This is a genomic window from Gracilibacillus pellucidus (assembly GCF_033949965.1).
Classification (GTDB): domain Bacteria; phylum Bacillota; class Bacilli; order Bacillales; family Amphibacillaceae; genus Gracilibacillus; species Gracilibacillus pellucidus.
Map to the genome: position 1 here is coordinate 275,092 of NZ_JAWZSR010000002.1, position 18,888 is coordinate 293,979.

Genomic DNA, 18,888 nt, shown 5'->3' on the forward strand with positions numbered 1-18,888 from the left:
TTATCTCTCCTCTGCCACTGTTGCCACTATTTCCTTAGATTCTTTTCGTAATTTTCTTTGTTCTTTTAGAAAATGTCGCAGCCCTTTGAAGAATTGACCATTGACCATCATCAATAAACCATCTAGCATTGGCATGTTTATTACTCCACCTGTCATTCTAGCAATCCCTCTAAACGGCATGTGATAGACAGACATCATAATTAAGTTCGCTGTTTCTCTTTTGCCGATCTTTTGTAAGAAACGATGACTAAAACGGATTAAATGAAAGGCAAACCGTGCAATCCAACCTTTAGCATATTGACATTGTGCAATCGTATCATTATAGCCGAGTGGTTTTGTTCTGTCCCAAGTGGAAACAGGAACTTGTCGACCTAATAAGTTTTCAAATTCAGCTTGTTCAATATCTTTCGCTCTCTTTCCTGCGTAATAAGAAGGTAACGCATCTTTATCATACGGTAATGGCGCATCTGTCCCCGTAACATGCAAGAAATCTTCTAAGATCACATCTGCACTTGATGTACCAATCATAATCGTATAATTCGCTTCTTCCACTTCCCATTTATTCGTTTTTACGTTAAAATAACGAAATGTTTTATCATCAAATGGAACGGTCACTTCTTTCGTTTCTCCAGGGTTTAGGTATACTTTTTTAAATCCTTTCAATTCTTTCGTAGGTCGGAAAATGGCATCTGATTGACAATGAACATATAATTGAGCAACTTCAGCGCCAGCTACATCACCCGTATTAGTAATGGTAAATGTTGCCCCTTCATCACTTATCTGAAGATTATCATAGCGGAAAGTGGTGTAACTTAACCCATAACCAAATGGAAAACGAACATTTACTTGAGCTGTGTCATAATAACGATAACCGATGAGTAAACCTTCACGATATTCCACACTTACCTCTTTACCAGGAAAATGTTCAAATGCTGGTGTATCCTCATAACTAATTGGATATGTTTCAGCAAGTTTCCCAGAGGGATTAACTGCACCAGTTAACACATTCAAGATTGCCTTCGCTCCAGCTTGGCCACTCAAATACGCGTGTACAAGTCCTTTCACCTTATTAATCCATGGCATCTCTACTGCCGCACCACATGACAAAATCGCTACAATATTTGGGTTTACTTCATGAATAGCTTCTAACAACTCAACTTGATTTTTCGGTATTTGCATATGACTACGGTCAAGGCCTTCTGCTTCTGTTACTTCATCTAAACCGATGTATAATAAAATGACGTCTGCTTTAGAGGCTAAGTCACACGCTTCGTTGACTAATTGTTTTTTCTGTTTGCCATAACGATCAAAACCTTGTGCATAACCAATATGATTGATTGGTAGCTGTTCTAAGAGCTCCAATGTATTATCCAATTTAGTAGGATTAACAACAGATGAACCCGCCCCTTGATAACGAGGAGTTTGAGCAAAATCACCAATCGTTGCCACTTTTACATTCTCTTTTAATGGTAAAATATTTGCTTCATTTTTTAGTAAAACAAGTGATTCTTCTGCTGCTTGTTGTGCTTTTTGATGGTGTTTTTCTATATCAAATGTTGTATTGTACGCTTGTTCAAATACTTTTCCAGTAGTAAAAATAAGTTCAAGTAAGCGATCCACACATTCATCTAAAACGCCTTCACTAATCTTTCCTTCTTGAATAGTCTTGATAATCTCTTTATCTGTCTCACCATCGGTTGTTGGCATTTCTAACTCGTTTCCAGCAACTAATCCTGCTACACGGTCATTACTACCGCCCCAATCCGTTACCACTACACCATCATAGCCCCACTCTTTACGCAAAATCTCTCTCATCAAGTGGATACTTTCATTTGTATATTCACCATTTAAACGGTTATAAGAAGACATCACTGTTTTTGTCTCCCCTTCTTGAATAGCAATCTCAAAAGCTGTTAAATAGATTTCGCGAAGTGTCCGCTCATCTATAATCGTATCAATGGTCATTCTGCGTTCTTCTTGATTATTTGCAGCAAAGTGTTTCACACAAGCAGAAATTCCTTTTGACTGAATACCTTTGATATAGCTTGCAGAAAGTTTACCAGCGTGGTACGGATCTTCACTAAAATATTCAAAGTTACGACCACATAATGGATCGCGCTTCATGTTGATTCCTGGGCCAAGCAACACATTTACCTCCTGCGCAACCGCTTCCTCACCCAAATACTGTCCAATCTCCTCACCAAGCTTTGTATTCCAACTATTTGCGATAGTTGCAGCAGTTGGGAAACATGTCGCAGGGATACTCTCATTAAGCCCTAAATGGTCCGCTGCTTTTGCCTGTTTACGAATGCCGTGTGGTCCATCAGCAAGAAACATATTTTTAATACCTAAGCGATCAATATTCTCAGATTGCCAAAAATCTTTTCCTGACATTAATGATGCTTTTTCTTCTAGTGTCATCTTGTCAATAATCTGTTTATGCTTCATATCAGATACCTCTTTTCAACCCCTTATTGGCGGTGTTTTGTCATAAAACACCGCCTCAAGGAATAGATTTTATTTAATTTGCTGTTTTTCGACGTTTTCCTGTCGCAATTTTACGGAACCCTAATGTAAGTAACGCTAGAAGTAAGAGGTCTGCCATACTTAACAAGACAATCCACCATGGATAAGGTTTTTCATTCACTTCTAATGCTTTACTATTAGCGATAGTGTAAAGAATATTATGACTAGCCTCACGCATTGCTTGCTGTCCTGTGTTCGTATCTTTACTTTTCGCTGTTGGTTCATCCCCCATTGGCGTCAGCATTAAATCTGTACCACCACGGATAGCTTGATCTGGAACCATATATTCGTAACCATCAAAGTCTGTAATTACTACGCCTCTGAAGCCCCATTCGTCGCGAAGTACGTCTTTCAACAATCCTTCATGTGCACCAGCCCATTTTGTACCAAATCGGTTAAAGGAAGACATCATCGCCGTTGTACCACCTTCTTTAACTGGTAATTCAAAGGCTTTCAAGTAGATTTCACGAATCGATTGCTCATTCGCCCATGTTGCTACGCCTAATCGATTTGTCTCTTGATCATTTAGTGCATAGTGTTTAATAAATGTATAAACACCTTGGTCATTAGTTCCTTTTACTACAGCGGCACCAATTTTCCCTGAGATGAATGGATCTTCTGAATAATATTCAAAATTACGGCCTGAGAATGGTGTACGGTGAATATTCATCGCTGGACCGTAAATACCAGTGATATGGTATACTAACGCTTCATTAGCTAAATATTCGCCCATTTGTTCTGCCAACTCCATGTTCCAAGTAGAAGCAACAACTACTTCACTTACATATTGAACACCATTGACACCAGAGAAAATACCATTGATACCTGCTGGGCCGTCTAATTCCTCAGTAGCTGGCTTACCAATAGATTCAATTGCTTGCGTACCATATCCACCATATCCAATTAACAATGTCATATCTTCAATTGACAATTGTTCTAGTAATTCTCCCCATTTCGGATCATCATAATCTAGACCTACAACATCTTCCAACGTTAAGTCGTTCTTAGCAAAAACGATTGGTTCGTCATCTGGATTATCTTCTACAGAAAGATCTTCCATCGCGGCAATAATCTCTTCTGTTGCTTCCTTATCCGCTGTACGTTCTGTCGGTAATGTTCCTTCCCAATCAGCACGAGAAACATATGTTAAATCACCTTTTGTATCATCAAATTGATTGGTTGCTACAACAAAATCAGAATCACGCTTATTCTCTTCGTTATACACAATTTTGTTTGATAATTCATATTCTCTTTGATCGATAACATCATGAGAATTATTCATCAACTTAATTCCGTATGTACCTTGATCAAGTACATATGCTTGCTCCGTTTCTGCATCATATGAAGCCATATCTTCTACCGCAAGCTCTAGCGTAATCGTTTCGGATTCACCAGGCTCTAGCATGCTTGTTTTATCAAACGCTGCCAAATTAACATGTGATTTTTCAATACCACCGATTTCATATGGTGGTGTGTAATAAAGTTGTACTACTTCTTTACCTGGTTGTGTACCATTGTTTGTAACTTCTATATCCACTGTAATCAAATCATTGCTTTCCTGATAATCGACAATTTCTTGTGAGAAATCTGTGTAGCTTAGTCCATAACCAAATGGATACTGAACTGCTTCACGATAAGCCTCTTCATCCATTTCACCTGTTTCATTATCAACGTAACGAGTTTCATAATAACGATACCCTACGTAAATACCTTCGTTATAATTCAAGAAAGTGTGTGTATCAGGTTCATCATCTGCACCTTCGTGTTCAGTATTAGAATATTTAAAGTCCCCTGCATTATAGAATGCTGGTGATGTTGTCACATCATAAGCATAAATATTTACTAATCGACCAGAAGGGTTTACATCCCCTGCAAGTACTTTCCCTACACTATTGTTTCCTGTCGCACCTGGTCCACCAATTACAATAGCGCCATCAATTCCTGGGTTATCCAAGAACCCTAATTCCATTGCATTACTTGAATTAATGACTACGACTACTTTCTCAAAATCCATTGACGTAACCATATCTATCATATCTTCTTCTGCTTCTGACACTTCAAGGTAATGACGGTCATCAGATCCACCAAATTCACCTGTTTCAAATGGTAGGTCCCCACCTTCACCACCTGATCTTGATAAAACGATTAATGCTACATCAGAAAAGGTTTCCGCATCCGCTTTCACTTCGTCTGTAAAGGCTTCTTCTGGTGGTTGACTTAATGTGTAATCGCCTCCATCCAAACTAAAAATGTCTGTTTCCTCTTTTTCTGGTTTATTCTCTTCATAAATATCTGTTAGTTCTTTGTTCACTGTAAACCCAGCATTCTCTAACCCTTGTTGTAGGGAGATATTTTGCTCTTCATCACCCGCACCTGAACCACTACCACCGTAAACGATTTGGACAGAAGCTTGCCCGAACACGTTTACATTTTTCTCGCGTTCATCCGATGTATCAAGTGGTAATGCGTTTTCTTTATTTTCTAAAAGAACAATTCCCTCATCTTCAATACGTTCAACTAATTCACGTGAGTCATTTGTGACTTGCTCCAATGCCTCATCATCAATTTGAGGCTTTGTTAAATATTGATTAATCGCAACGTTAAAATAGTCCACAGCTCCATTAAACACCATAACTATTACAACACCGAGGCTTAATAAGGAAAGTAATATACCTCTTTTTACTTTTTTCTCTGTAGGATTACGTTTCGACCAAACAAAGCCGACTATAAGTGTTATTAGCCCTAATACAATAATGCTTATAAATACTGTTTTCACCGCGTTTGGAACGCTTACAACAGGCATTATAATTGCTGAAGCGATACTCAATACGACAAATAAGACTGCTAAAACACCTAATAACTTTTTGTTATTACGCTTCTCACTCATGTATTTCCCCCCTAAACTATGTCTGTAAATAAGTTGATACACAGTGTATGTGCTTTCACAACTATATACATAGCTTAACTCATAGATATCATCCTGACCATCAACCAAAAGTTCACTACTAGTAACTTTTAGTTGAATGTATAAAAAATAGCCATTCTAACAATAAATAATTACTTGTCAGAATGGCTAGCTTTCTTCTTTTATCACAGGGCACAAGCGTCACTTTATATATTTCTCAAACAAAGCTATGGCTTTTGATTGCACTCCTTGCTCGCGATAAACTAAATATATATTTTGGGGAATTTTCTCCTTTAGTCGAATCACTTTTATCTGAGGATGGGCGGTCGCTTCTTCGACAAAATCAGTAGATACGCCAATATAATCACCTGTTGCACATAATTGATGAGCGGTCATGATGTTTCCAAATTCATGAATAATGTGTGGAGTAAAGCCATATTCTAAACACCGCTCTACAAATGGATGATCCTTTCCTTTTCTTACCGCTTTAACAACTAACTCACTTTCTTCTAATTCTCTAATAGAGACTTCTTCCTTGCTTGCTAATGGATGGTCTATAGATACAATCAACACTACTTCACCTGAAGCAACCACTTCATAATCACTATTATGAATACCCTCTGGATCTACAACTAATCCTACATCAATCTCCTCATTAAATATATTATCCATATTCGCCTCATCTGGATATTCCTTTAATTTCACTTGAATAGAAGGGTGCAAATGGGAAAATTGAAACAAATAATCTAACGGAAATAAAGTTGTAGCAGAGTATGTAACTAGCACATTCAAAATCCCTTTACTTCCACTTATAAGACTTATTTCATGTTTTAAATCTTCAATTAAGTAACGTAAATGTTTTGCACGAGCGTGAAGTACTTCGCCAGCTTCTGTCGCCTCCACTCCACGTGGCCCTCGCGAAAATAATTCAGTCTCTAATTCTAGTTCTAATTGTTTAATTGTTTTACTTACCCCTTGAGGAGTAATATATAAATCCTTTGCCGCAGCCGTTACACTTTTCTTTTCATACACTTTGATGAAATATTCTAATGCCTCTGTATTCATAGCGATCCCTTTCATTCATAAAGTGAGACTTCACTTCCTCGTTTTACTTGAACCTTGAAGTGGGGGTTTTACGGACGTTTGCACCGTGATAAAACAAGTTTTGTTCTATCAAATAAGAACAAATATTGCGAAAACTTGTAGAATATGAAAAAATACAATTGATATTAGCTTATCATAAAAATGATGGTTGTGTGAGATTTTATATCTAAAAGGAGAACAAACGATGTACGATTATTTAATTGTTGGCGCAGGCTTATTTGGGGCTGTCTTTGCATATGAAGCAACCAAACGCGGGAAAAAATGCCTAGTTATTGATAAGAGAGAGCACATTGGTGGCAATGTGTATACAGAGGAAGTAGACGGAATTCATGTACATAAATATGGGGCACATATTTTCCATACAAACAATCAGGAGATTTGGGAGTATATCAATCAATTTGCATCATTTAATCGTTATACGAATTCTCCCGTAGCAAATTACAAGGGGGAAATATACAATCTACCATTCAATATGAATACTTTTAATAAGTTATGGGGCGTAACAACACCGACAGAAGCGAAACAAAAAATCGAGGAACAACGAAGGAAAGCGCATATTACAAAACCTCGCAATTTGGAAGAACAAGCTATTTCCTTGGTCGGTATCGATATCTATGAAAAATTAATTAAAGGATATACGGAAAAACAATGGGGAAGACCTGCGGAACAATTACCTGCATTTATTATCAAACGATTACCTGTACGCTTTACCTATGATAATAATTACTTTAATGATCGTTTCCAAGGTATACCGATTGGTGGGTATACACAAATTATCGATAAAATGTTAGCAGACAGTAATATTAAGTTGCAAGTTGACTATTTTCAAGATAAAGAAACATGGGACAAGCAAGCTAAAAAAGTCGTTTATACTGGTATGATCGACCAATTTTTCGATTATAAATTCGGTACTTTACAATATCGAAGTCTAACATTTGAAACGTCGTTATTAGACGACACAGATAACTATCAAGGTAACGCTGTTGTGAATTATACAGACAAGGAGACACCTTATACGAGAATCATTGAACATAAACACTTTGAACATGGTACACAAGATAAAACCATTATTACCAAAGAGTATCCTGCTGAATGGAAACCCGGTGATGAACCATATTATCCTATCAATGATACTACTAACAATACGATGTATAAACAATATAAAGCATTAGCAGCGCAAGAAGAAAACGTTATATTCGGAGGCAGACTAGCTACTTATCAGTATTATGACATGCATCAAGTCATTGGAAGTGCTTTAGTTGCTGTCCAAAAAGAATTCGATTAACGAGCGTTTAATACTAGTTTATCGTTTTCGTCCGTATATCCCCCACTTATCTTCCTTGTTTTAATTCGAAGTTAGAAGTGGGGATTACTGACTGATGCACTGTAATAAATATAATCAAACCCGTTTGACATTCCTCATTTTACATGATACATTTTAACCATTCACATTAATTCATATTATGGATTGTTACTGATCTGATCAGGCATTACCATATTCCAAATACACTTCCGTATTTTTACAAGATGGGGGAATAAGCTTTGAAATATATGAAAGCCTTTAACAACAATGTGGCTTTAGTAGAAGATTCCTCTGGGCTTGAGTGGATTGTAATGGGTACGGGTGTCGGTTTCCAAAAAAAGAAAGGGGATCCAATTGATGAGTCTAGCATCAGACGGAAGTTTGTAGCAGAGCAATCAACAAGTCGAAAACCCTTACTTCAACTATTAAAAGACATGGATTCCGAAGTCTTGGATGTTTCTGTAGAGATTATTAAGAATGCGGAATCACAACTAGGCGTTACCTTTAGCAATAATATTTATTTAACACTTGCGGATCATTTGAATTTTGCCGTCAAACGGGCAACAGAAGATATTGATTATGCGGATACAAACCGTTGGGAAGTAAAAAATCTCTATCCGAAAGAACATCAAGCAGCACTTGATGCTATACGCCTTGTATTTGACCGTCTCGATATACTTCTTCCAAAGAGTGAAGAAACATTTTTAACTTATCACTTCGTTAATGGTCAACAGACGAAAAAGACGCGAATTGAAGAAACATTAAAAATGACGGAAGTGATCAACCGCATTATCGAAATTGTGCAGTACCATTTTCAACTTAAGCTTGACGAAGAATCATTAAACTATACACGTTTTATAACTCATCTGCGTTATTTCTTCATTCGCCAATACAATCAAGACCCTGTAGATGGTGAAGAAATGGACCAGACACTTTTAGAAGTAGTCAAAGATAAGTACGAAAAAGCATACCAAGCTGCTGAGAAAATCGCAGCACTATTAAGGCAAAAATATGGTTGGACAGTCTCATCAAATGAAAAACTATATTTAACTTTACACATTTGGCGAGTTACGAATCGTCAAACAAATGAATAGCAACATAGTGGATTGTTACTAATACTATTTTAGGCATTACCCAAACAGACTAAGTGCATGAGCATTACTAGTCCTTGTTTGGGTATTTTTTATGCCTAAAAGACCCAAATTACTAAAGGAGGAGAACAATATGGCTTCACATAAAGAGTTAGCTAAACAAGTCGTAGATAAAATCGGCGGCGCACAAAATGTTGATCAAGCATGGCACTGTGTAACACGTCTCCGTTTTAATTTAAATGATAAAGATAAAGTAGAGATAGAAGACATCAAAAAATTGAATGGTGTTATGGGGGCACAGTTTTCTGGTGACCAATTCCAAGTTATCATCGGTAACCAAGTATCTGATGTGTTTGCAGAAGTTGAACCATTAGTTGGTGGTAGCGGAAGCAGTGAAGGGAAAAATTCCGGAGAAAAACAAGGAGTTCTTTCCTTAGTAATGGACTTTATCTCTGGTATTTTCACACCCATTTTACCAGCACTTGCTGGAGCAGGTTTATTAAAAGGATTTAACGCACTATTTTTAACTGTAGGTTGGCTGACAGAGGAAAGCCCGACTTATATGGTACTAAATGCAATTGGAGATAGTGTATTTTACTTCCTACCATTCTTCCTAGCTGTTTCAACTGCAAGGAAAATGCGGACGAACGAGTATCTCGCTCTTATTGTAGCAGGTACATTGATGTATCCTACATTTGCTGAAGCATTAGCTGGAGAACAAACATCGATTGACTTTTTAGGTTGGGGATTCATTAATATCCCATTGATTGATTACAACACCAGTGTAATACCGATTATTTTAAGTGTTATCTTACTGAAATATGTGTACGATTTAGTAAAAAAAGTAATTCCATCTGCCATTCAATTAATGTTTGCACCGATGATCACGTTCTTAATTGTTCTTCCACTATCACTATGGCTAATCGGGCCGTTAGGAACAACAATTGGTAACTTTGTTTCAGATATCTTTAATTGGCTATTTGATTTCTCTGGGCTATTTGCTGGTTTATTACTTGCAGGATTGATGCCATTAATTATCATGACAGGTATGCATTATGCATTCGCACCAATTGCGATTACAAGTATCGCTGCTTTAGGTTACGATAACATGGTTATGCCAATGATGTTTATTAGTAACGCAGCACAAGCAGGAGCAGCCTTAGGGGTTGCCGTTGTAACTAGAAATGCCCAAATGAAACAACTTGGTCTATCAAGTGGTATCTCCGCAGCTATTGGTATTACCGAACCAGCGATGTACGGAGTTAATATGAAATTGAAAAAACCATTTGTTCTAGCAATGATTTCAGCAGGACTAATTGGAGCATTTGCAGGATGGTATGGATTAAAGGCATATACAATGAGTGGTATTGTCGGCGTCTTCGCTCTTCCCGTTTTCGCTGACCCAACAGGGGAATCTGCAAGCTTCCTTGTAGCTACAATCTTATTCATTCTGGCAATTGTTTTACCATTTATTTTAGTACTCATCTTCCGTTTCAAAGATGTGGAAGATGATACGATACATGCAAAAGAAGAAACAACAAAACCTGAAACAAAACAAGCCGAAGTAGGAAAAGAAACAATGGTACAATCACCATTAAAAGGACATATCGTTCCATTATCAGAAGTATCTGATCCAACTTTTGCTCAAGAAATTATGGGGAAGGGAATTGCAATTGAACCAGAAGAAAACCGTGTTGTTGCACCAGTCACAGGATCCATTATGGTATTCCCAGATTCACAACATGCTATTGGTATTAAAGGAGATAATGGGGAGGAAATTTTGATCCATATTGGTATTGATACTGTTTCATTAAAAGGGGAACATTTTAACGGATTAATCAATGAAGGTGATCGAGTTGAAGTAGGACAAACATTAGTTGAATTCGACCGTGATGCAATCCGTGCTAAGGATATCCCAACTGTCACAATGATTCTGGTAACAAACACCGCTGACTATCTTGATGTACTACCAATGAACAATAGCGGTGAAATCTTTGAAGGTGAACACCTGTTAACACTTGTAAAATAGGAAATAATAGAGGGCATGATCAAGTGCCCTCTAATCAAATAAAAGGAGTGGAAGAATAATGACAAACGCAATCAATGGATTCAAACCTGATTTTCTATGGGGAGGGGCTACAGCTGCCAACCAAGTTGAAGGTGCTTATAATATAGATGGCAAAGGACTTTCAACTGCTGACATGGTTAAATATATTCCAAAAGAAGAGCGTGGCATTCACAACTTCTCTATGGACGTAACAGCAGACTATATTGAAGGCGTGTTAGCAGGAAAAGTAAATGATCGCTACCCTAAACGTGACGGCATTGACTTTTACCACCGTTATAAAGAAGATATCGCTCTTTTCGCTGAGATGGGCTTCAAAGTATTCCGTCTATCTATTAACTGGGCTCGTATTTTCCCTAATGGTGATGACGCTGAGCCAAACGAAGCAGGTTTACAATTTTACGATAATGTCTTCGATGAGTTAAAAAAATACGATATCGAACCCCTAGTAACACTATCACACTATGAAACACCATTAGAACTTTCTCGTAAATATAATGGTTGGTACAATCGTAAATTAATTGGTTTCTTCACTAAATATGCAGAAACTGTCTTCAGCCGTTACAAAGACAAAGTGAAATATTGGTTAACATTCAATGAAATTAACGTTATTACACATAGTCCTTATACTGGTGGCGGTGTATTAATCGATAAAATCCCTGGTAAAACAAAAGACCAAATCGCTTACCAAGCAGCACACCACCAATTTGTGGCAAGCTCACTTGCTACAAAGCTAGCACATGAAATCATTCCTGATGTACAAGTTGGTTGTATGTTAGCTCGTATGGAAACATATCCACATACGAATAATCCAGATGACATCTTGGAAGCACAACATCAGAATGATTTGAACTTATTCTTTACAGATGTACATGCCAAAGGTGAATACCCAAGCTATATGAACCGCTACTTCGCTGAAAATAACATTACGATTGAAAAAGAAGTTGGCGATGATGAAATTATTAAACAATATACCGTTGACTTCATTTCCTTCAGCTACTATATGTCTGTAACAGTTGCGACACAAGGTGCTCACGACGAAGTAGCTGGTAACATGATCAAAGGCGGCGTGAAGAATGAATACCTAGAATCATCTGACTGGGGCTGGCAAATTGATCCGAAAGGTTTACGTGTTGCTTTACGTGATTTTCACAACCGTTATAACAAACCTTTATTCATCGTTGAAAATGGGCTCGGTGCATTTGATACAGTTGAAGAAGATGGGTCTATTCATGACGACTATCGCATTGCTTACTTAAGCAAACATATCGAACAAATGAAAGAAGCCGTGAAAGACGGCGTAGACTTAATGGGCTTCACTGCATGGGGGCCAATTGACTTAGTAAGTATGTCTACATCCGAAATGTCTAAACGTTATGGATTCATCTACGTTGACCAAGATGATGATGGTAACGGAACATTAAACCGTTCTAAGAAAGATTCATTTGACTGGTATAAAAAAGTAATCGAAACAAACGGTGAAGAATTGTAAAGTGAGACTTCAATCAGCGGGAGTTTACGGATGTTTACACCGTGGTAAAAATAATGTAAGTGCGTTACCATTTAGGTAGCGCTCTTTTTTGTTATAAAGGATAAGGATGAATGACCTTTGGATGATTTCGGTATTCCAGGCCTTCATTCGCTCCATGAGTGACTGGATTTTTACCCAGATGATTTTTAAAAGATCGACTGTGAAACTTTTGGCTAATCCGCTTCGTATATTATAGTAAAAGGATGGTGAGTAACGTGGAAATAGTTATAAGTATTGTTTTTATAATGTTAATCGCTTATCACTTATACAAATTCATCTATATGCTAACGAAGTTAAATCAACCAGCTAGTTTACCCAAAACGGAAAATGATTTAAGTGAATTAAGAAGCACCTCACTCAACAAATTAAAACCTTCTACTTTCAAAGGACAAAAGCTAGGCATTATTCTATATACTATTACATTGCTGATTGCCAGTTCTCTACTCATTACAATGATTACAACAAATCAGTTCACCCTTGCATTCGCTCCATTGCTTGTACCATTATTATTTGCTGAACAGCACTATTTTAGTCAATTCGCTATTAGAGAAGATGGCATCTTAAGCAACACGAGATTTGTCCCATGGAAAAAGATTCGCTCCTTTACATTCATTCATATTGATATCAACCATCGAAATTATGGCTACCCAGAAATCAACGATAAGTATGAACTGAAAATAAAAACAACATTCGGAGCGATAAGATGTATAGTATTAACAGACGAACTAAAAGAACGATTAGCAGAAGAACTTATTGCCCATCATGTACCTGAAGCAACCTCTAATGAAAAAATTACTCCAATAAAGTGAGACTTCAATCAGTGGGAGTTTTTAACTCTCACTGATTGTTAGCGAAACTTATCAGGGCGCTAGCGTCCGTTTATCCTCCATCTTCACTTCTTTGTTTTAACTCGAATCTTGAAGTGGGGGAATTACGGACGTTTGCACCGTGGTAAAATAAAAGGAGCAGATATCACATCTGTTCCTTAAAATGTATCTTCAAACTTTGCATCTGAATAAATGGTAATGAGAATAACAGAGTTGGTATCTCCGATATTTTTCACTTTATGCGGCACACTTGCGTTCCAACTAAAGGAATCTCCTTCTTCTGCGATAATAGACTCTTCCCCTTGCTCTGCCAAGACTTTTCCTTTTAACACTAAATGACTCTCTTCCCCTTCATGCGCATGCATATCTTCTTCTCCAATTGCCACTCCTGGTGGTGCTTCGACAATCAGCATTCTAAGTGGTCCTTTGGATGTTACATGTTCAATCTTTACATCTTTATAGGAAATTTTCTTTCGCTTATCTTTTCGCACAACACGCATATGTTGTTTTTTTTCTAACAATAAATATGGTAAAGGTATATTTAAAAACTCAGCGATTGTATTTAATGTATTAATAGATGGTGATGTATTATTGTTTTCTACATTACTAATAAAACCTTTTGATAGTCCCGTTCCTTCACACATTTGTGCAATCGTAATTTGCTTTCGCTTTCTAATTGCTCTAATCTTACCCCCAATATCCATTCCAATCATCTCCATTTCGTATCCATTACATCACTTAATCTAATAGTAGCAAAAGGATTGACAGTCAGCAAGGACGATGTTACTCTACAAGAAACTAATATTTCTATTAGAAAACTACATAAGTTTGTTTTCTAATATGAATTATTTATTTTTATTCAACAAAACAGGAGGGTTAATGATGAATAAAAAAGCCGAATTTGGTGGATTATTATTACGAATTGTATTAGGAATTATTTTTATCGGCCATGGTGCAGATAAATTTCAAGGAGGTATCTCTAATACCGTTCAATGGTTCGATAGTATTGGACTCCCTGGATTTCTTGCTTATATGGTAGCGACTATTGAAATACTTGGAGGAATTGCCTTAGTACTTGGGCTAGCTACTCGTATCGTAGGAGCAATCTTTATTCTTATATTAGCAGGAGCTATAATTAAAGTTCAATTTGCTGCAGGATTTATTGGTGGGTATGCATATGACCTTGCATTACTTGTTATGTCTATTTATTTACTATTAAGTGGTAGCAAACTATTTGCGTTAGACAATCTCATTACTAAAACAAAACATCACTACTAAAATGAATAGTATCAAGATTATCGCCGTCATTGTTTTCATTATCGGACTCATCGCGTTGTTTATTATCTTAAGAAAGGAGGAAGATGACAAAGTGACTCATCAAGAGATATATACTGGAGATAACGAACCTAGAATTGGATATGTAGAACTACAAGTCTCCAATCTAGAACAGTCACTATCCTTTTATCAAGAAACGATTGGATTTAAGCTGTTAGAGAAAAGAGAAAAATCCGCGAAGCTTACAACAGATGGTAGCACTCCACTACTTTCGTTAATAGAAACAGATGATTACGTTAAACGACCGCTCGGTACCACTGGGCTATATCATTTTGCTATTGTCGTTCCAACGCGGCAGGATTTAGCTTTATCTTTAGTTCATTTATTGCAATCTGGTTATCCGGTACAAGGAGCAGCTGATCATCAATATAGTGAAGCACTTTATTTAGCTGATCCTGACAATAACGGCATCGAGATTTACACAGATCGGAATGCAAATGACTGGATTCAAACAGAGAGTGGTTGGTATGTCGGTGGAGCCGATCCATTAGATGCGGAACATTTACTGACAGAAATAAAGGATGCAACATGGAGTGGTTTACCTGACAAAACGAGAATTGGTCACATGCATTTACAAGTAGCCAATATAGAAGAATCAGAGAAATTTTATGTCGATACGCTAGGATTTGATATCGTCGCAAAAGATACTCATATGCTCTTTGTGTCAAAAGATCGCTATCATCACCATATTGGGATGAATATTTGGGCAGGTAAAGGATTACCTCAACCACCAGCAAATGCACTAGGTCTAAAACACTTTACCTTTGCTTTTACGGACGAAGAATATCAAGACGCAAAGCAATTGTTAGAGCAAAACGGCTATCATTTTGAAGAACATGAACAAAGCTTAACTGTTGTTGACCCAGCTGGGAATAACATAAAAATAACAACGATAGAGACATGAACTGGCTTTCATGTCTCTTTTTTTATACGTTGCCTACTTCCAATCCGTATACTTAAGACCATATATTTTTTCCAATTATTCAGATAATGGTACAATCAATATCATAAGGAGAGTGATAGAAATGAAATACGTAGATACTTGGGACTTAGAAGCTATCTTCCCTGGGGGTACACAATCCACTGAGTTACAAGCAAAAATCACAGATATAACGAACCAAATCAGTAATTATAAAACACAATTAAGTGACTGGAATTATCAGACACAGTCAGTCGACGCGTTCAAAGCACTTCTTGCAAAACAAGAAACTATCTCAAAAGGATTAGGACAAGCTTCAACATTTGTGCAAATGTGGCATGATGCTTATACAAATGACGAGCACGCTAATGTAGTAAAAGGACAGATGATCGAGCTTTATAGTGAGATGCAAAAGCTTTCGAATACTTTCACACAGAAGCTTGTAGAAATTCCCGATCAAGATTGGCAAGCACTTTTAGAAGATCAAGATTTACAAAAGACAGATTTTGCTTTAAACGAGATTCGTGATGAAGGAAAACGACTTCTTTCTGAAAAAGAAGAAGAATTAATCGCTGAGTTGAATAAAGACGGAATCACAGCATGGAGCAACATCTATGACACCGTTGTTTCTACTATGACGATTCCATTCACAGATAAAGAAGGAACTACAACAGACTTATCTGTAGGACAAGCGATGAATAGGATGTATGCAGATCCAGATCCAGCAGTACGAAAACAAATTTTTGAAAACTGGGAAGCAGCTTGGGAGAAAAATGCTCCGATCCTTGCCGATGTGTTAAACCACTTAGATGGTTATCGCATTACATTGCAAACGAAACATCAATACAAACACCATTTAGAAGAACCGTTAGAATACAACCGAATGTCAGAGAATTCACTGAATGCAATGTGGTCTGCCGTTTCCAACAATAAAGAACCATTTATTCAGTTCCTTAACCAAAAAGCTAGCTTACTAGGCATGAATAAGCTTGGCTGGCAGGATGTTGATGCACCCGTTGCATTAGGTGATTTAGAGCCTACTACATTTACATATGATCAAGCATCAGATTTCATCATTGAACATTTCGCATCATTCGGTGATAAACTTGCCAATTTTGCTAAGCACGCCTTAGAAAATCGCTGGGTAGAAGCTGAAGACCGTCCGAATAAACGCCCTGGTGGTTATTGTACAAGTTTACCAGAGTTAAATGAGTCACGTATTTTTATGACGTTCACTGGCTCACCGTCTGATACAAGTACGCTTGCACATGAATTAGGACATGCCTTCCACAGCCATGTGATGAAGGATCTACCTACATTAAATCAAGGCTATGCAATGAACGTTGCTGAAACAGCTAGTACATTTGCTGAAACGATTATCAACAATGCAACTGTTGCAAATGCAAAGTCAAAAGAGGAGAAAATTTCCTTATTAAATACGAAATTAGAAAATGCGACAGCAATGTTCATGAACATTCATGCTCGTTTTCTTTTTGAAAATGCCTTCTATGAAGAACGTGCAAACGGATTTGTTTCAGCTAAACGTTTAAATGAGTTAATGGTGCAAGCACAAAAAGAAGCATATGGCGATAGTCTAGCAAGCTACCATCCACACTTCTGGAGTAGTAAACTACACTTCTTTATTGATAGCGTACCATTCTATAACTTCCCATACACGTTTGGCTTCTTATTCAGTCTAGGCATCTATGCGAATTACTTAGAGAATCCTGAAGGCTTTGAAGAAAAATATATCGCATTGTTACGCGATACAGGTTCAATGAAAGTAGAAGATCTTGCGAAGAAACACCTCGATGTAGATATTACAAAAGAAGACTTCTGGGCTGCTGGTATTCAGCTTATGGCGAAAGATGTTGAAGAATTTATTGAATTAACGAAATAAGTAAAGGGAAAAGAAAGTTGGAATTCCAACTTTCTTTTTTTAATGAGCTTTGTCCTTGAGGCGCCTGCTCAACGACTTATCTTCTACTCCACTTGAGTTTTGTCTTCGAGAGAAGCTATTTCCTTCTCAATCGACTCATTTTACTTTTTATTCGCGCTTTGGCATTGTTCGTCTTTTCTTGATCAAGTTGAATTTGCTCAATACTATCTGACACTATTTTAACAAGTAGAATAGCTCCCTCTGTTGCTCCTGTTGGTAAGGCAGATGCTGCGAGGATGTATTCTTGTTCTTGTTCGCCAACTAATACTATTGCCTGTTGGTCCTCTATTCGATCTAAGACAGCTTGTTCCATCCTTCTGATTACTCCCTTCTACCTTTCTGTTTGTACATCAAAAGTATTTCCATCTGTTGTGACCGTAACCGTTCCATTCTTGTCTGTACCGTATAAGGTGATATTTAGCTCATCAAACAGTTGTAAAATCTCTCTATGTGGGTGTCCATAAGAGTTGGACTCACCCGCAGAATAAATTGCCACTTCCGGAGAAATCGCTTGAACGAATGCTTTAGAATTAGATGTTGATGAACCATGATGCCCTACTTGATAAATATCTGCTTGAAGATTTAGATTACGTGCAAGCATCTCTTTTTCTGACTTCACTTCTGCATCTCCAGTAAAGACAAATCGAACATTGCCAAACGTAATGCGAGTACTGATCGAATCATTGTTTAAATTACCTGATAGATCTGATGGATGTAATACTTCAATATGAAAGTCTCCTATATCATGTTGTTCTCCAGCTTTTGGTTCTGAGACAGCTGTATCCGTATCAATTAGCGCATCAATTAATCGTTCAAATGTTCGTGAAGTCGTTTCGTTACCATCAATCCACACTTCTTCAGGGTGATACGTCTCGACCACTTTATCCGCATTACCAATATGGTCTGCATGTGGATGTGTTAAAATCAATAAGTCCAGTTTCTCTACGCCTAAATCAGCTAAATGCTCCATCGTCAAATTAGAATCATGTCTACCTGTATCAATTAAAATCGTCGTATCATCTGTTTGTAATAATGTACTATCCCCTTGTCCTACATCTAAAAAGGAAACAATCGCTTCTGATGATAAATTACTCGCACTATTCTGAACTGGTTCCTCCACCAAGTCAAAGATGTACACTCCCGCTACGACTAGTAACATAGCGATTACGCTGACTATTTTCTTCATGACTTGTTCTCCCTCTCCCCACTTGGTTGAATTTATTTGATATGCTTAGTTTAACATTTTCAGAAATGTTTTACATCGGATATATAACATGATGCAACTTATACACGAATAATTGGAAAACAACCAGAAATAATTGGATTTATCTGTTATAATAAGG

Annotated in this window: 14 protein-coding genes; 8 read left to right on the top strand and 6 right to left on the bottom strand. The window is 37.3% G+C overall.

From position 1 onward, the window contains the following. From SH601_RS04680 to SH601_RS04690, 3 genes are all read right to left on the bottom strand, one after another. Complete coding sequence (locus tag SH601_RS04680) at positions 1–2,448, bottom strand: beta-glucosidase (RefSeq protein WP_319957091.1); 2,448 nt, start codon at positions 2,446–2,448, stop codon at positions 1–3. Between the two features lie 73 nt (positions 2,449–2,521). Beyond that, positions 2,522–5,413, bottom strand: a complete 2,892-nt coding sequence (locus tag SH601_RS04685; protein ID WP_319957092.1) for a glycoside hydrolase family 3 C-terminal domain-containing protein — start codon at positions 5,411–5,413, stop codon at positions 2,522–2,524. A 219-nt stretch (positions 5,414–5,632) separates the two neighbouring features. Then, entirely contained in the window at positions 5,633–6,496 is an 864-nt protein-coding gene (locus tag SH601_RS04690) for a LysR family transcriptional regulator (RefSeq protein WP_319957093.1), read from the bottom strand. Positions 6,497–6,719: 223 nt separating this feature from the next. Between SH601_RS04690 and glf the strand changes: the two genes are divergently transcribed. The 5 genes from glf (at position 6,720) to SH601_RS04715 (ending at position 13,334) form a co-directional block, all read left to right on the top strand. After that, a complete protein-coding gene (glf, locus tag SH601_RS04695; protein WP_319957094.1) occupies positions 6,720–7,820 on the top strand; it encodes a UDP-galactopyranose mutase in 1,101 nt (366 codons plus the stop codon). 266 nt (positions 7,821–8,086) lie between these two features. Next, on the top strand, positions 8,087–8,932 hold the full coding sequence (locus SH601_RS04700) for a PRD domain-containing protein (protein WP_319957319.1): 846 nt from the start codon (positions 8,087–8,089) through the stop codon (positions 8,930–8,932). Positions 8,933–9,062: 130 nt separating this feature from the next. Further along, positions 9,063–10,958, top strand: a complete 1,896-nt coding sequence (locus tag SH601_RS04705) for a beta-glucoside-specific PTS transporter subunit IIABC (RefSeq protein ID WP_319957095.1) — start codon at positions 9,063–9,065, stop codon at positions 10,956–10,958. 58 nt (positions 10,959–11,016) lie between these two features. Then, entirely contained in the window at positions 11,017–12,486 is a 1,470-nt protein-coding gene (locus SH601_RS04710) for a glycoside hydrolase family 1 protein (RefSeq protein ID WP_319957096.1), read from the top strand. A gap of 254 nt (positions 12,487–12,740) precedes the next feature. Beyond that, positions 12,741–13,334 (top strand): DUF5673 domain-containing protein, encoded by a 594-nt coding sequence (locus tag SH601_RS04715; RefSeq protein WP_319957097.1) that lies wholly within the window; start codon positions 12,741–12,743, stop codon positions 13,332–13,334. Positions 13,335–13,510: 176 nt separating this feature from the next. Here SH601_RS04715 and SH601_RS04720 read toward each other — a convergent pair whose 3' ends face one another. Next, positions 13,511–14,056 carry a helix-turn-helix domain-containing protein gene (locus SH601_RS04720; protein WP_319957098.1) on the bottom strand — a complete coding sequence of 182 codons (546 nt, stop codon included), beginning with the start codon at positions 14,054–14,056 and terminating at the stop codon, positions 13,511–13,513. Positions 14,057–14,234: 178 nt separating this feature from the next. On the opposite strand from SH601_RS04720, the gene SH601_RS04725 reads away from it, so the two are divergent. The 3 genes from SH601_RS04725 (at position 14,235) to SH601_RS04735 (ending at position 17,506) form a co-directional block, all read left to right on the top strand. Next, positions 14,235–14,630, top strand: coding sequence for a DoxX family protein (locus SH601_RS04725; RefSeq protein ID WP_319957099.1), 396 nt, complete (start codon positions 14,235–14,237; stop codon positions 14,628–14,630). Positions 14,631–14,721: 91 nt separating this feature from the next. After that, a complete protein-coding gene (locus SH601_RS04730) occupies positions 14,722–15,591 on the top strand; it encodes a VOC family protein (protein ID WP_319957100.1) in 870 nt (289 codons plus the stop codon). 121 nt (positions 15,592–15,712) lie between these two features. After that, complete coding sequence (locus SH601_RS04735; RefSeq protein WP_319957101.1) at positions 15,713–17,506, top strand: M3 family oligoendopeptidase; 1,794 nt, start codon at positions 15,713–15,715, stop codon at positions 17,504–17,506. Positions 17,507–17,621: 115 nt separating this feature from the next. Here SH601_RS04735 and SH601_RS04740 read toward each other — a convergent pair whose 3' ends face one another. Continuing rightward, positions 17,622–17,858: a DUF3006 domain-containing protein gene (locus SH601_RS04740; RefSeq protein ID WP_319957102.1), complete on the bottom strand. Its 237-nt coding sequence runs from the start codon at positions 17,856–17,858 to the stop codon at positions 17,622–17,624. Positions 17,859–17,876: 18 nt separating this feature from the next. Continuing rightward, positions 17,877–18,731, bottom strand: a complete 855-nt coding sequence (locus SH601_RS04745; RefSeq protein WP_319957103.1) for a ComEC/Rec2 family competence protein — start codon at positions 18,729–18,731, stop codon at positions 17,877–17,879. Positions 18,732–18,888 lie beyond the last annotated feature (157 nt).

Excerpts from the sequence above, each read along its gene's own strand:
- SH601_RS04680 (WP_319957091.1), bottom strand. The coding sequence starts at position 2,448 with ATGAAGCATAAACAGATTATTGACAAGATGACACTAGAAGAAAAAGCA.
- SH601_RS04685 (WP_319957092.1), bottom strand. The coding sequence starts at position 5,413 with ATGAGTGAGAAGCGTAATAACAAAAAGTTATTAGGTGTTTTAGCAGTC.
- SH601_RS04690 (WP_319957093.1), bottom strand. The coding sequence starts at position 6,496 with ATGAATACAGAGGCATTAGAATATTTCATCAAAGTGTATGAAAAGAAA.
- glf (WP_319957094.1), top strand. The coding sequence starts at position 6,720 with ATGTACGATTATTTAATTGTTGGCGCAGGCTTATTTGGGGCTGTCTTT.
- SH601_RS04700 (WP_319957319.1), top strand. The coding sequence starts at position 8,087 with ATGAAAGCCTTTAACAACAATGTGGCTTTAGTAGAAGATTCCTCTGGG.
- SH601_RS04705 (WP_319957095.1), top strand. The coding sequence starts at position 9,063 with ATGGCTTCACATAAAGAGTTAGCTAAACAAGTCGTAGATAAAATCGGC.
- SH601_RS04710 (WP_319957096.1), top strand. The coding sequence starts at position 11,017 with ATGACAAACGCAATCAATGGATTCAAACCTGATTTTCTATGGGGAGGG.
- SH601_RS04720 (WP_319957098.1), bottom strand. The coding sequence starts at position 14,056 with ATGGATATTGGGGGTAAGATTAGAGCAATTAGAAAGCGAAAGCAAATT.
- SH601_RS04725 (WP_319957099.1), top strand. The coding sequence starts at position 14,235 with ATGAATAAAAAAGCCGAATTTGGTGGATTATTATTACGAATTGTATTA.
- SH601_RS04735 (WP_319957101.1), top strand. The coding sequence starts at position 15,713 with ATGAAATACGTAGATACTTGGGACTTAGAAGCTATCTTCCCTGGGGGT.
- SH601_RS04740 (WP_319957102.1), bottom strand. The coding sequence starts at position 17,858 with ATGGAACAAGCTGTCTTAGATCGAATAGAGGACCAACAGGCAATAGTA.
- SH601_RS04745 (WP_319957103.1), bottom strand. The coding sequence starts at position 18,731 with ATGAAGAAAATAGTCAGCGTAATCGCTATGTTACTAGTCGTAGCGGGA.